General features: G+C 32.2%; 18 protein-coding genes. 4 read left to right on the top strand and 14 right to left on the bottom strand.

What is annotated here, in order from left to right; genetic code table 11:
- Positions 1 to 21 precede the first annotated feature (21 nt).
- The 3 genes from Q1A01_RS03785 to cutA are packed head-to-tail and all read right to left on the bottom strand — an operon-like array spanning position 22 to position 2,178.
- A complete protein-coding gene (locus tag Q1A01_RS03785) occupies positions 22 to 1,275 on the bottom strand; it encodes a radical SAM protein (RefSeq protein ID WP_299676212.1) in 1,254 nt (417 codons plus the stop codon).
- Between the two features lie 9 nt (positions 1,276 to 1,284).
- Positions 1,285 to 1,857 carry a hypothetical protein gene (locus tag Q1A01_RS03780; RefSeq protein WP_299676209.1) on the bottom strand — a complete coding sequence of 191 codons (573 nt, stop codon included), beginning with the start codon at positions 1,855 to 1,857 and terminating at the stop codon, positions 1,285 to 1,287.
- Between the two features lie 3 nt (positions 1,858 to 1,860).
- Positions 1,861 to 2,178, bottom strand: coding sequence for a divalent-cation tolerance protein CutA (gene cutA, locus Q1A01_RS03775; protein ID WP_299676206.1), 318 nt, complete (start codon positions 2,176 to 2,178; stop codon positions 1,861 to 1,863).
- 409 nt (positions 2,179 to 2,587) lie between these two features.
- On the opposite strand from cutA, the gene Q1A01_RS03770 reads away from it, so the two are divergent.
- Positions 2,588 to 2,950 (top strand): hypothetical protein, encoded by a 363-nt coding sequence (locus tag Q1A01_RS03770; protein WP_299676203.1) that lies wholly within the window; start codon positions 2,588 to 2,590, stop codon positions 2,948 to 2,950.
- A 51-nt stretch (positions 2,951 to 3,001) separates the two neighbouring features.
- On the opposite strand, the gene Q1A01_RS03765 is transcribed toward Q1A01_RS03770, so the two are convergent.
- Positions 3,002 to 3,244 carry a helix-turn-helix transcriptional regulator gene (locus Q1A01_RS03765; protein WP_299676200.1) on the bottom strand — a complete coding sequence of 81 codons (243 nt, stop codon included), beginning with the start codon at positions 3,242 to 3,244 and terminating at the stop codon, positions 3,002 to 3,004.
- Positions 3,245 to 3,327: 83 nt separating this feature from the next.
- On the opposite strand from Q1A01_RS03765, the gene Q1A01_RS03760 reads away from it, so the two are divergent.
- Complete coding sequence (locus Q1A01_RS03760; RefSeq protein ID WP_299676197.1) at positions 3,328 to 3,627, top strand: hypothetical protein; 300 nt, start codon at positions 3,328 to 3,330, stop codon at positions 3,625 to 3,627.
- An 11-nt stretch (positions 3,628 to 3,638) separates the two neighbouring features.
- Complete coding sequence (locus Q1A01_RS03755) at positions 3,639 to 4,175, top strand: hypothetical protein (RefSeq protein ID WP_299676194.1); 537 nt, start codon at positions 3,639 to 3,641, stop codon at positions 4,173 to 4,175.
- Positions 4,176 to 4,395: 220 nt separating this feature from the next.
- Here the strand turns inward: Q1A01_RS03755 and Q1A01_RS03750 are convergent, their stop codons facing one another.
- The 7 genes from Q1A01_RS03750 to Q1A01_RS03720 form a co-directional block, all read right to left on the bottom strand.
- Positions 4,396 to 4,722 carry a hypothetical protein gene (locus tag Q1A01_RS03750; protein WP_299676191.1) on the bottom strand — a complete coding sequence of 109 codons (327 nt, stop codon included), beginning with the start codon at positions 4,720 to 4,722 and terminating at the stop codon, positions 4,396 to 4,398.
- 20 nt (positions 4,723 to 4,742) lie between these two features.
- Complete coding sequence (locus Q1A01_RS03745) at positions 4,743 to 5,276, bottom strand: hypothetical protein (protein WP_299676189.1); 534 nt, start codon at positions 5,274 to 5,276, stop codon at positions 4,743 to 4,745.
- Positions 5,273 to 5,707, bottom strand: coding sequence for a hypothetical protein (locus tag Q1A01_RS03740; protein ID WP_299676186.1), 435 nt, complete (start codon positions 5,705 to 5,707; stop codon positions 5,273 to 5,275). Before Q1A01_RS03740 ends, Q1A01_RS03745 begins: the two co-directional genes overlap by 4 nt.
- Positions 5,691 to 7,163, bottom strand: a complete 1,473-nt coding sequence (locus tag Q1A01_RS03735; protein ID WP_299676183.1) for a type IV secretory system conjugative DNA transfer family protein — start codon at positions 7,161 to 7,163, stop codon at positions 5,691 to 5,693. The genes Q1A01_RS03740 and Q1A01_RS03735 overlap by 17 nt, the downstream gene beginning before the upstream one ends.
- 136 nt (positions 7,164 to 7,299) lie before the next feature.
- Entirely contained in the window at positions 7,300 to 7,998 is a 699-nt protein-coding gene (locus tag Q1A01_RS03730) for a hypothetical protein (protein ID WP_299676180.1), read from the bottom strand.
- Positions 7,995 to 9,122: a hypothetical protein gene (locus tag Q1A01_RS03725; RefSeq protein ID WP_299676177.1), complete on the bottom strand. Its 1,128-nt coding sequence runs from the start codon at positions 9,120 to 9,122 to the stop codon at positions 7,995 to 7,997. The genes Q1A01_RS03730 and Q1A01_RS03725 overlap by 4 nt, the downstream gene beginning before the upstream one ends.
- A gap of 102 nt (positions 9,123 to 9,224) precedes the next feature.
- Entirely contained in the window at positions 9,225 to 9,506 is a 282-nt protein-coding gene (locus tag Q1A01_RS03720; RefSeq protein ID WP_299676174.1) for a hypothetical protein, read from the bottom strand.
- A gap of 353 nt (positions 9,507 to 9,859) precedes the next feature.
- Here Q1A01_RS03720 and Q1A01_RS03715 point away from each other — a divergent pair, with 353 nt between their 5' ends.
- Positions 9,860 to 11,773, top strand: a complete 1,914-nt coding sequence (locus Q1A01_RS03715; RefSeq protein WP_299676171.1) for a hypothetical protein — start codon at positions 9,860 to 9,862, stop codon at positions 11,771 to 11,773.
- A 289-nt stretch (positions 11,774 to 12,062) separates the two neighbouring features.
- Here Q1A01_RS03715 and Q1A01_RS03710 read toward each other — a convergent pair whose 3' ends face one another.
- From Q1A01_RS03710 to Q1A01_RS03700, 3 genes are all read right to left on the bottom strand, one after another.
- Positions 12,063 to 12,551 (bottom strand): hypothetical protein, encoded by a 489-nt coding sequence (locus tag Q1A01_RS03710; protein WP_299676168.1) that lies wholly within the window; start codon positions 12,549 to 12,551, stop codon positions 12,063 to 12,065.
- Complete coding sequence (locus Q1A01_RS03705; RefSeq protein ID WP_299676165.1) at positions 12,538 to 12,894, bottom strand: helix-turn-helix transcriptional regulator; 357 nt, start codon at positions 12,892 to 12,894, stop codon at positions 12,538 to 12,540. The genes Q1A01_RS03710 and Q1A01_RS03705 overlap by 14 nt, the downstream gene beginning before the upstream one ends.
- A gap of 168 nt (positions 12,895 to 13,062) precedes the next feature.
- Positions 13,063 to 13,533: a replication protein gene (locus tag Q1A01_RS03700; protein WP_299676162.1), complete on the bottom strand. Its 471-nt coding sequence runs from the start codon at positions 13,531 to 13,533 to the stop codon at positions 13,063 to 13,065.
- Positions 13,534 to 13,640: the final 107 nt, after the last annotated feature.

Below are 13,640 nucleotides of genomic sequence, written 5' to 3'. Positions count from 1 at the left end.
TTTTATATTGAATATAAAGAATTAACTATACAGCATATAATATGTATCTAAAGGTATAATTTCATCACTATCTGTAACAAAATGAATGCAAGATTTTTTTACTGACGATGTACAAAAATTAAATTTATCTAAAAAAGATACTATTGAGACCCTGAAAAGGTTTTCATATCTAATATCATCAGTATCTAATTCTTTCAAAAAATACATTTGCTTTTTTAAATCATCAACATTCTTAAAACTATTACTAAACAACAAATTAGTACAGTTCTCTATATTTATATCTTTTTGTAAATAACTGATACATATATTTTCAGGATTCAGGGGGTGTGGGATGAAGTTTTCATTAGTAAAAAAATTAGAAGATTCTATTATTTGTTGACGAACCTCAGAAAGAGTTATATAATCTAATTCTTTTTGAAAACCATTATTTCGACCAGTTATTTTACAAGGCTGAAAGGTTACACCTCTAACATATTTATATTTTAAGGCAAAATCAATAACATCTGACATTTCGAAATTATTTAATCCCTTTTTAACTACGCTAATCAATGTAGAATGAATTTCAGCTCTCTCTAAATTTTCGACAGCTTTTCTTCTTACACTAGATAAATCTTCTCCTCTAATATTTTTTAGAACAGATGACTGAAGTGAATCAAATTGAAGATAAATCTCAAAATTATCCTTGTATTTTTTAAGTTTTTCCACAAAGTCTAAATCTTTAGCTATACGAACGCCATTAGAAATAAGCATTATTTGTTTTATTTCCTTTTTTTGAACTAAGTCCAATACTTCGAAAATTTGCGGATGAATAGTAGGTTCTCCTCCACTTACCATTAACAAATCTAATACACCTTCATGTTTAATCAAAGTGTCGACCATTCGTTCAATTGTTGAGATAGATTTAATATTGCCAGCTCCAGGAAAAGAAGCTGCTATACAAGTTGGGCACTTTAGGTTACATTCGTCAAGAATTTCTACAATACCCATAGCAGTGTGCTGTTCATGACTTTCGCATAAGCCACAATCATAGGGACATCCTTTTTCTATTGTATGACTTATTTTTATAGGTCTTCTTGTTTTCTCTGCAACATTTCTAGATCTTTTAAAATATTCTATATCTGTAGAAATAAGAGTTTTTTGATATTTATGTTCTAAACAATATTTTAAATAGAATACTTCGTTATTTTCAAAAATTATTTTTGCTTCAACTGGTTTCAAACACTCTTCACAAAGAGATGTAGTTTGTCCATAAAAAACATAGTCGTTATTTGTCATATATTTTCTTTAAATAGCATCATAAATAATGTTAACCTTATCTGTGTGCTTACCTATAATTTCTTTTAATAATCTTAAAGAATCATCTCGATCTTTAGATATGACAACGAAGCCATTAGATAAGTCACCGTCATAAGAGGATCCAACCCATTTACCAAAAAACACTCTTTTAGAGGATTGGTAGGTTAAAAACATTATGCCTTTAGATGTAATATTTTCTTGTTGTAGTGGAAAGTACCAGCCCATTAAAGTTTTTCCATGAAAAAATTGTAATTGAGCTTCCCAAAGATATCCTCCTTTAGGATTTTCAGGTGCTTTTTCTGTGTTACAGATTTTTACAGTTTGCCCTTTTTGTTGCATTAAAACACATTCTGTATTCAAATTCATTGTATTTTCAACACTAGTTTGCCAAGCAGCAAACCAGTCATTTCCTGAAATATCAATAAAATTATTATTCTTTAACTCCTTTTTAAATTTCCTTTTACTTTTATACCCGTCTATAACTGAACCAAGAATTAATCCAAGAATCATTGAGCCAATTGGAATGGCTATTTTCAAGACTAATTCCGAATCAATAACCATTCTCTAGATTGTTACATCATTGATCCAACTCAAATAAGACTCAGCACCATTCACAATAGGAATTTGCACTATCTCAGGAACATCATATGAGTGAACTTCTTTAATACATTTTTCTATTTTTAGATAGTCTTCTTTTTTAGATTTTATTGATAATAAATTCTCATTATCAACATTTATTTTATTCTCCCAAGTATAATAGCTCTCTATCTTAGAAACTTGAATACAAGCTGCTAATTTTTTCTCTAATAGTATATTAGCTATCTTCTTTGTTTCTTCATCAGAATCAGAGGTAGTTAAAACTATTGAATATTCATCATTCATAACTATAAAATTTATATTAATAAATAAGTCACTATAAAACGCTTTTAATAACTTAAATTATTGTACCAAAAATTAGTTTAAAGAAAACTTTCAGCTAACTAATTAAACTAATTTTTAAAGTTACATTAGATAAATGTAATTTCTTTACGGGAAACCGTAATCAACAGATATTTAATTCATTAATTCAAACTATTTTAATTTTCATTCTTAAAAAGTCTTAATTCATAATTCTTTATTTTCTTTAAAAAAACTTTTCCTAGTCATATATAAATTCCAAATAAATACTTCCGACACTAGCCCAGTACACCTTTTTCGCAAGGAATGCTCTTAGCAGATTCCCCCTTGTCAAAAAAGCTTTGCCACTGGGCTTTACCGTCAGCGTATTATTCGTTAACCTTTATATAATACTATGACTAATCTTGAAATTAAAAATACTTTAGAAACTATTGCAGAAAAAGAAGCTGAAACAACTATAGAAGGTTTCATTTCTTATGATTCTTTAAACTATGATGAGAATGATTGTACAGCCTACATCAAAAACATTATTAATCCTAAAACTTCAATGGGTATGACATTTCAGTTTATGGAATATTCAGATGTTGATAGCTTTTATACCATCTATAAAAATGACATTCTTAAAAAACAAAAAGAGTATGGCATTACAGAGAAAGATCTTTCTAAATTTAAAGGAGACAATGTTGCTAACCTTTGCTGGATCGTTATTGAAGAAACCGCTATTAGAACGGCAAAAGAATTAGGGCTTGAGATATAGCCTTTTTTTATTTCTCAATATTTCTTAAAACATCTTATTTCTAAGATGTTTTTATTTTTCCTCGAAATCTTTAAAGAACTCCTCAAAAGTAACATCAAGTGCTTTGAGTACTTTAGAAAGGCTACTGAATTTTAAATCTTGCCCCTTCTCATATCGTCCATACTGAGCGCGTGGAATATTATTATCAAAAGCAAAAAGTTCGTAGTTACTATAGCCCTTTGCCTTTCTAAGTTCTTGAAAACGCTCACCTAGTTTGACTAACTGTTTTTCAATGTTTTTGTCCTGTGTTGCCATAAAACAAAGTACTTAGAGTTCCTATTAAAACGTTACTACTTACAAATAGTAATTTTAAAGTAGTTTTTTCAAACATTTTTTCTATGTTTGCTTCATTAGTAACTTTTAAACCATTTATAATGAGACAAAAAAAACTCATCTCACTCGTAATTCTTGTATTATCCTTATCAGCTTGTGGTTCTCTAACCAGAAGTATTAACGGAGATACTGAAAAGAACGCTATCACCAATCTTTCTATCGCTACCGATTGCCCCGCAGAAAATTTAAAAGTCATCAGTAAGCGAAAAGTAAGTTGGATGACCCGATACCAAATTGAAGGATGCGGCAAAATATATGACGCAGATTTTAGCGGGAAAATCTACAGTGAAAAAGATGCACAGTAAATCAAAGTATCATGAAACAACAATTACTGTTTTTAACATTGAGCGTTTTTATGCTCTGTTCCTGTGATTCGGGAATAGCCATATCTAATGATAAGGCTATAGAGATATTACGAGCATCATTCACAGAAGATTGTTACGACCTAATGACTCAACGAACACTTACGAATTGGGATACGCATCGTACTACTTATGCAATAATGAAAGAACTTGAAGGTTTAGGACTCATCACCATACAACAAAAGAATGTAGGATATGGTATTAATAGCGTAGCGACTGAATATCGATGGAAACCTACAGAACAATCTGAAACAGAATTTAAAAAAGGAGGTTATGTATATCTTATAACAAGTGCTCTTATCAAGGATATTATAGGTATCTCTGTTAATGAAGAAGCCAAGACAGCATCAGTTCGATTTTCGTATGAAGCGGTCGCATCTCCTTTCTATATGTTGAGGAAGAATAAGAACTCTGAATGTAAGTCTGTCCTTAAAGAAGCTACTGCCCATTTTGTATACTATGATTCTGGTTGGAGATTAGAATCTCAATAATTGTCTTTTATCCCTAAATTCGAAAATGTCCTCATCTGCTTACCATGGAGCATTTGAGGACATTTAGGTCACGATGGTCGTAAATCAGAATAGTTTCTATTCCTTTGAGCGACATCGTGAGCAGGATTGCATTATGAAATTCACAAGCTCCTTTTCATAATGCTATTCCTGCTAGGGAGCCCCTAGAACCCCTTTCATTCCTAAACTAAAAAGAGAAGCTTTAACGGCTTCTCTTTCTTGTTCGTTCCTTTTCCATAGAATGCTCCTGTTGGTTCTCTCGTATTCGTTTTAGAGCTTCCAAGCGGACATTCTTTTCTATCTTTTTATCCAATAGCTTTAACATTTCAGGCGTATAACCCAAGGTTTTAAATCGAAATTTACGTTTGCCCTTAATACCCTTTGCCTTCCCTCTTTGAGAATATATTTCTAAACCTTGCTGTTGTACTTCTTTAAAAAAGGCTTGTTGTGATGACGACTTTGAATAGATACCATCTAGTATGCTAATGAATTTCTGTTTTTCTGAAACAGCATTACGATGATGCTTCATTTGCCATTCAGCATCTTTGGTTACTGCTTTTTTTTTGAAGGTGACACCTTCTTCTGATGAGAAATTTCCGAAGCTTTGAGTTCTGGAAAATGCTTTTTTTGATAGGTTTCCATAGGAATTTTGACCTTATTTTTAAAATCATCTCTGGAGATACGATTGGCAATTCCTATGCGATAGTGCGTACCTGAAAACACAAAATGTAAATGAGTATGAGATTTCTCATTTCTATGCACCGTACATAATGACATACCTAATGGAGAGCGTAATGAGATATACTTTTTTGCAATCTTTTCTAACTTATCATTGGTAAGTAATCTAGCGTCTTCGGCTTTAAAAGAAAGGATATCCATATAGAGTTTTACATTATTCTTACGAATATGTTTTCTATAACTTTCATTGGTCTTGTATTGCTTTGATATAGCTTCTACATCTCTGTTATTCCCTTTGATAAAACGAGAAATAACAAAGCCATTTTCCAATTCTGACTCCCGTAAGACGTATGCTATAACATTCTGATAGCATTCTGTTTTATATGATTTACTTTTTATAATCATAACTCGTCAATGTAGGCTTGTAATACGATGATTTTAGTTTCAAGCGCTTGTAGTTCTATCGTATTGATTACGCTATTATTTTGTATAAGTTCCTCTAGATAATCTGAAATACGAAAGAGTTGTTGTTCAATAATCGCGGTATCTACCGTCTTTACAACAGAAGTTGTACTGTCCATATATGACAGTACAACTAGTTTAATAAAATCAGACACCTTTCCCTTTTCTGCATAGGTTTTAATACGTGTAATTTGTTCTTGCGAGAAATACACGGATAAATTACTGTAGTGCTTTCGCTGTCGTTTTAAATGGCTGTTATAACAACGCCAGTACCATTTCTTTGCCAGTATGATATCAGCATCGCTAGGATCGCTACTGGCAAAGAGTTCATCGAGATAATCATGGACACCTGTGAATTTAGTCGGCACTTTCATCACTCTCCGTATTTGGGAACATTTCTTTGAGTACTAAAAGTGGAATTGAATCACTCATGGCATAGTGCTGATCATTCCTGTATGGCGGTAATGACGTAAGTTCACGTAAGGCACGTACTTTAAAATACGGTTTTACACGAGCTAAAACCCCTCGCATTCCTGATACCATAATGAGTGCTTTCTCTGGTGGCAAACTCATGATTTCATCTGCATTTAAAACAGAACGAGATTTAAGCCTGTTATAGTCCTGGTCATCGTTAAACTCATATCTCCCTAAGGTTATTTCCAAGGCTGTAGCAGTATTAAGATCAGCCGACATATATACTTTGGTGCGTAGATTACTTAAGATAGCATCAGCACGTCTGCCATATTTTGCCGTAAGTTGCGCTTTTGCATTTTGGCATACCAGCATCAATGCCCCACGATACTTACGAATATTTGCAGCGATAATATCAAGAGATCCGATGGATAAAATGGGCGTCTCATCCAAATGAAAATACATATCTTCCATATTTTCCGTTGGTAATTCCTCAAAGAAGCTTTCAAAATATTGTGACAGGAAAATGCTTGTAACCTTACTGTAATATCTCATTTTTGAGGTACTTGAGTGAATGTACAAACACGTGCCCTGAATACGTAAATCCTTGAAATCACCAATAGAATCGCTAGCGGTTATTTCGGCAATATTTTCATCCAATGAAAATATCTGCACTGCTGTCTGCGCTGATGCCAGCACCGAAGAAAGGGTGTTGGGAGATTGTGAGACTACCGAAGAATACTTTACAAATAATTCATCATTCGGTGCATATTTTGCAAAAAACTTATCCACCAGTGGTGCCGTTTCTTTGGACTGCATTTGATCTAATAAATTAGCGACCTGATACAAGGTTTGATATTCCTTATCCTGTGTCTTTACAATTGATATGAGGATGTATAACACCTCGATAGCCTTCTGATTCCAAAAGGATGCATCGTCAGTTGTCGTATCACCATTAATCGTCACAAGCTGTGTTGCTAACTGAGTAATCTGACTTCGGGTATTGGCACGTTCTATAGGATTGTAGCGCAAGCTTCGAGTAGGTTTTGCAAAATCAAGTTGCAAGATCGTATAGCCTCGTTTGGCTAATGCTCCGCTTGTCTTTTGGTGTAATTCTGAAGAAGGATCATGGATAATTTGAGAGCCATTAACGGTCAAAATAGAACGTATGACCGCTCCAGCACTTTTCATTGACCCTGTCTCTCCATTAATAAGTACGCCTTGTCTAGAGAGTTCTGGTGTAATATTTTTCCCGTTTAAATTAAATCCCTTATGTCTTGAAGAAAGCACCCTATCACTAGGTATTAATTCGCCTTTTAAACGGTGTTTGTCTTTATCTAAGTAAGCAAGCAGATCTTGTAGATTATTATTAATATAATCTCCAGCTTTTTCTAAAAAATCATATATCGTTGTTTTCATAGGTGTTTTTTTAAATAGTTATTGAATTCTGTAATAATCCATTCACATATTCTGGTAAGTATGTAAAAGATATTAAGGATCAATTTCCATAAGAGTCTTAGCATGACTCGTATGATCTGCGATAGGATGGAATCATTCATTGTCCATAGTTTGTATTAATTCCTATCTGAATGTCCAAGCCTGAACTTTTAAATAATATGGTATATACTTCGCACCACGCTTTAAAGAGTCTGTTATTGGAAGAAGTATTAGGGTGATACTTGATATACAAAGTAACCCCACTCAAATCAGGAATTGTTATCTGCTTAATAAGGTTTTCAGCTACTTTATCTGAATGTTTTAATATCAGAGATCGATGAGAATAGCTATCAAACAAATCAGATGATTCAGCAAGATCGCTATATAGTACAAGGTATTTATCCTCTGCTTTTGCATCTTTGAGTTTTATTAAATGATCTGTTACCGAAAAAAGAATACTGGATTTCTCATAATCATAGATTGTACGATTATGACGTGTAAGTAAGGTATCTACTGCATTCATAAAATGCTTGATGTTTGATTTACGTTGAAGCGTGTTATCAAACATTCCAGCGGGCTTCAAAATCAAAGGATATACAGGCTGATAATCCACATCACCAATATTCTGTAAACGTAAATCCAATCCCATATTTGGATGTTCTTTTACAGATAGTAGAGGCAATATATCAGTAATAACAGGTTCTGGGATAACAGGATCGGTACGGTCAGCTAGTATGGTAATGGCTGTTGTTTTAGGTGTTGTCATCTCACAAGAAGACAACAACACCAATACTGAAAGTATCAATAGCTTTTTCATAGTTCAAACTGGCTTTTATCAATAGTTTTATACTTACGCTCAAGGGGTGGCAGATCCTTTTTGATATCTCCACTAAAGAGTGGGTCACATTTGGAATTGGTACGCAAATACAGTTCGGTTCGGAATTCTTGAAAACATCCTTCATAACAAGTGATAACATCTTCTTCTAGTTGTTGTGCAAGGAGTAAGAAATTATAATGTTCGGTAAGTTTTTGTTGGAGTTGTAACACTTCTGTATTTTTCTTTGCTATTAAACCTTCTCTTTGTTGATTCAGTTCTTCAATTTTCTGAGTGTCTTGCTTGTACTTTTTATAGGCATCAAGTTCCGCCTTACTGGGGCGATAATTGTACACTAGATAACATGAGATGAGGTAGCCGAAGAAGTTAATAAGGGTCGGAATAATAGGACTAGAGACAAAAATATCTGCCATCTCAGGATTTTCTGCAATCAAAGACTCAATTCTTAATTGTGAAAACAGATAAAAAAGAATAAATATTGGTGTTGCAAAAAGTGAAAATATCAGTGTTTGTCTTAGTGTATTTCCTCTACCTAGTTGCACTACATATTTTGGGGTAACATGCCCCCACCAGAACACAATGAATGCAGAAATGATAGAAATAGAAATTGCAGCTAGCAATGATCCGCCTAATAACTGGTATACCGCATAGTTACTTACTAATTCCACTCCAGCAAGTCCATACAATACCCACAGTTTTCCATTAAGCCACCCATTACATTTACTAACAATCTTTTCTGAAGCTTCATTGATCTTGCCTTTATACAAGGCAAGCTTATCATCAACCTCTTGAATCTTACGCTCATAATCTTCAACTGTAGTTTTTGCGTTTTCAATATCCTTCTTAGACTGAAAAATACTTAAGGCTCCTGCTAAAGCTTGATCAATTTTGTCGATCAGACGCTTGTAATCGGACGTCATGGAGCCGATAAAATTTTTGATCTTACTTTCCTTCTTTAACTTTGCGAAGTCCATCGCTGCAATTTGCTGTGCGGTCTTTTTATGTTTTGTGATGAGTGTCGCATCAGTTTTTTTAATATCCGTGGACAATTCTGTGTGAACAATTTGTGTACGCTTAGGTACATCACTTTTTTTTAAAAATTTCATGAGAATATGTTTTTAAAATAATTGGATGACCTACTACTTGTGGTATATCACAAGTAGTAGGAAGTCTAAAAGATGTATCTTAAATACATCTTTTTTAAGGTCTTATATCGTGTATTTGAAAAAGCGAAAGCGTAACCACTCTGCTTTTTTGGGCAAGTCCATTGCCTCACTTGAAAAGAGTTCTTTAATTTCCATTTTACTAAAAGCTCTCTGTCTACTTGAGAATTTTAAAAACTGGTTCTTTCTAGGATTAAAGAAAACTATGCATTCTTCATCTTTAGAATCTACAGGTAAGTAATGATGTTTAATTAGATAACCTATTAGGTAGTTATTTGAATAGGTCTTTTTTTGATGAGCTTCTTGCTCTGAATTTAAATGTTCCATTTGCGGTTTTCATTTAAAGGTTATACTTCATTTGAAACCACTTTGAAAAGGCTTGACAATTCCATTAAACTGTTCATACTATATTCAGTTTAGTCGAGAGGGCGTAATCTCTCTTCTAAGCGAATCGTCAGATTTTCGCAGTGAATCTTGGCGTCCCGAATTATTTATAATTCGGGTTTTTTTATCTAGAATATCTCCCGAATTTTGATAGCAAGAGTGCCAATATTTAATAATGGAAATATCACAATAACCTTTTGTTATATGGCTGATTGAAAAGCATATAAAACAGCATTTAAGTTAGCATTTTAGCATTTTTATTAGCATTTTTAGATGATTAAGTTATTTTTACTTTTATGGAAGGAAAATTTAATGTAGACACTAAGTTTAATATCATTGAGATTAAAGATTATAATACTTATTTAGGCTTTAGGGGATATTATAGAAAGGCAAATAATGCAGCTAAAAATTTTGATAAGCTTTTAACAGAAGATGATGATAAAAATACATTTAGATCATTGGTTAATTATCAAGGAGGTGCTAAAGACATTTACAATAACACAATAAAAGATCAACCCTTTCAAAGTCTTCGTAATATAAATACTATACTTTGTTTATTTTTTTCTGAGCATTCAGGTAAAGCATTTAAGATAGATGACGTGAAGGACTTTTTAAAAAATTTAAAAGTTCAAGATGACGATAAGAATATTGATAGTATCTCTTCTTTTAGTTATTTCATCGAACTAATTAGGCCTCACTTATCTGAAGAATTTAAAAAATACGAATACTCGATAAGTCCAAAGACTTGGGAGTTTAAAATAAAGAAGATTAAGAAAAAAAAGAAAGATAGAGGAAATTACCCTAAATCAACGAAAAATAAAACAGAAGGAAAATCTAGATCAAAAAAAATCATAATTATTCTATCTATAATTGATACGCTTTTGTTGATATATTTTGGTCTCTCTTACCTCAAGAAAAATAACCAAGACTCTTATTTAAAATTTAAACCTTTAATAGAATATAAGTGCATTTTCACACCAGATATAAATAAAAATCAGATTTTAATACTTCCATTTAAAGACATTAATGGAAAAAAAGACAATGAAGACATTGGATTTACAATACATAAACGTTTTGATTCCTTAAATAAAGCTGATAATTTAAATATTGAATTAAAGTATTGTAAAGAAATCGTTCCGAATAAAGAAGATGAGTTCTATTTTGATGAACTTAGGAAATCATATAATTCAAATCATATAATCTATGGTTTTTATAGTGATAGACTCCGTAGTAATACTAAAAATGACAAAACCATTCTAAACTATATAACTGATTATTCAGATATAGGGTCTTTTATTGGTCCAAAATTCACAAGTAATAGTCTCGGTCTCTTTAAAGAAACATCCTTAGAAGAACTTAATAAAGGAGCTTTACAAGAAAATCTAGATTTTTTGATTTATTATAATGCAATGCTTACCGCATTTGATGCAAATAAACCGCATTTAGTTATAAAATACTGCAATATCCTTTTAAATTTAAAATCAGACAAAAAAGGGACCATTCATTTATTTAAATCATTAGCTTTTCAAAAGTTATTGAAGTATGAATTATTTTTAGATGAAATCTATAAATCTTTAAACTATAACGATGGTAATAAATATATTTCGCATATAAATTTAGGGAACTTTTATGCTATGTTTGAAAAATACGATTTGGCTAAATTTCATACCCAAATTGCATATTTAATCAAACCAAGTATTGAAGTATTTAATCTGTTATACGCAATTAACGATCAATTGGATTTATTTGATGAGAATATTAAACTATCCAATGAAGCACTTTCTATTTTTCCAGAAAAGAGATATCAAATTTTAAATTATAGATTTGACACTCAAAAAAAAATAGGAATTAAAACACACATTCAATCTGACTCTCTGGAAATAGCAAAGACTTTGCGTCAAAACCCAAATGCAAAAGATAATTATATAGCTTCACATGTTCTTCCAGTTATATTGAAAACGGAGGCTGAACAACGTTCCCTTATGCTATCTGATATAAGAGACCCTTGGTCTGTGAATAATGATTTGAAACCAAACGATAGTATCCAAAAAGATTTTTGCAGGATTAAATTACTTTTCCCAGAAATTTTAGAAATTAATTATCCAAAGGATAAAAGGGTCGCAGGAAATTACTTATATGCAAGAAAGCATCATAATGTGAATCTCAATGAGTGTAAAATTACATGGAAATATAGTTTTAAGAAGAAATAAAAATATAGTATCTAAATAACACTTTTTAAGTTCAATTAATCAACTTGGATCAATAATTTATTGAAAAATCAGAGGATTAAAACAATTTCAATACCATCCGTTTTTTAATAAATTTCGCATTGACTAGTAATTAATATACACTTCTTATTAAAAAACCTAAGCTTTTACTATTTCTTACAAAGCAAAAATACAACTAGATATCCTAGTTATCTCTCTGTAATTGCTTTCGTATATTTTATAATACAATGGAAATGCAATAAGAAAACACCATTATAAATGGTGTTTTAAGTTACTCTACATAGAAATGAGTTAGCATTAATGCAAATACATCAAAAACGCCCATCTGATAATGTTCTCCTTTCGTATTAATTCGTGAGTCAGGCATACGAGTTTTTAACTCGGGATACCATGTACTAATGGTTTTTGAGATACCATACTTTGTGTTGCTCCCAAATTGTAAAAAGGTTGTTTTAATATCTTCCCGTGCATATTTGAAAACGGGTAATCCTTGAATTTTCGCTTTCTTTTCAAAAGCATCAATAATAGAGGTAATCCGTTTACTAATACGCTTATCGGTATCTCGATATCCTCTTAAGATAACTAGTGACGGGCGGTACTCCTTAAAGAATTCTTCCAATCGTTTTAAATGGGCATCTTTGGTGATTAATTTAATGCGTGCAACTCCGTATCCGATAAGTTCTTTTGGGTTCTCACAAATCACGTACCCCATCCCTGTTGCATTAGGATAGAGTGCAAGTATCAATTCATTTGCTTGCATACTGTGATTCAGTACTTACTAATTGATCAATGATGGCATCTATATTTTTAATACGATCACTAATATTTGGTCCCGTCATAGCTTCTAATAAACGATCTTTTAAAGCGACTGCTTGCAGCGTATTTTCTTTTAATAATTCTGCATATTTATTTTTACATAATTTTTCTATCGGTATACTGAGTATAAAATGGTAACTCAATACAATGGACAAAGGGGGCTTACGCTTCCCTTTTTCAATCTTGGAAAGACTTGCAATATCAATTCCAATGATCTCTGCCATATCTTGTAAAGCGATACCCGAACGCTCTCGATAGGTTTTTAAGTGATAAAATGTGTTGTTCATATTAAATTAATAGGGTGTTGATTGTTATTTCTGTTCAACACCGAGACACATCTTATCCGATATTTATTATTAAAAATAGATACGCCTTTTTGTCAAAATGTCTAAAAAAAATCGCTGTCTCTCTGATATTTATGAATTAGGTATTAACAAGGTAGTTTCTTGAATATGCTAGGAAGCCTTATTTTTATTGTTGAATGAGATCTTTTGCATTCCTAGTGACCTTTCTTCCCTGTACAGTTTTGTATGTTTAATTATTGTAGGGGTACGATACGTCACTGCTTTTATGCTCCTAAAGTCACTGCTTTGTGGAAAATGAGCTGAGAAGTATAGTTTTGTTAGTTTTTTTCGACAGTTTGCAGAGTTTAGAGAGCTTCCCTTGCTATCGGTAATAACAATGAGGTTCTTCCCTTGTAATCCGGCTATAGCTTTCGAGACAGCCCGTTTGGAGAGTCCTGTTTTTTTAACAAAAAACTGCCTTGAAATCCAATCCCGAGACTTGTGAGATCCAGTTTGCTTATCTACCCAACCATACGTCTGACGGATAATGACGAGTAATACTTTTAATTCCGCATACCCTAGATGCTGTAAGTGAATATCAAATACTTCATTGGGTACACCTGTTCGGTTAATATATGCCATAGTATGAGCATATATAATAATAGTTACCTAATATAGATACTCCTATTAGACAACATTGCTAAAAAGAATATCTATTTATCTTTTGCTTTTAAAGTATGCTAGAAATA

The organism is uncultured Dokdonia sp., from assembly GCF_947492815.1.
In the GTDB taxonomy this organism is placed as follows: Bacteria; Bacteroidota; Bacteroidia; order Flavobacteriales; family Flavobacteriaceae; genus Dokdonia.
This window is presented reverse-complemented; position numbering and strand designations above follow the sequence as displayed.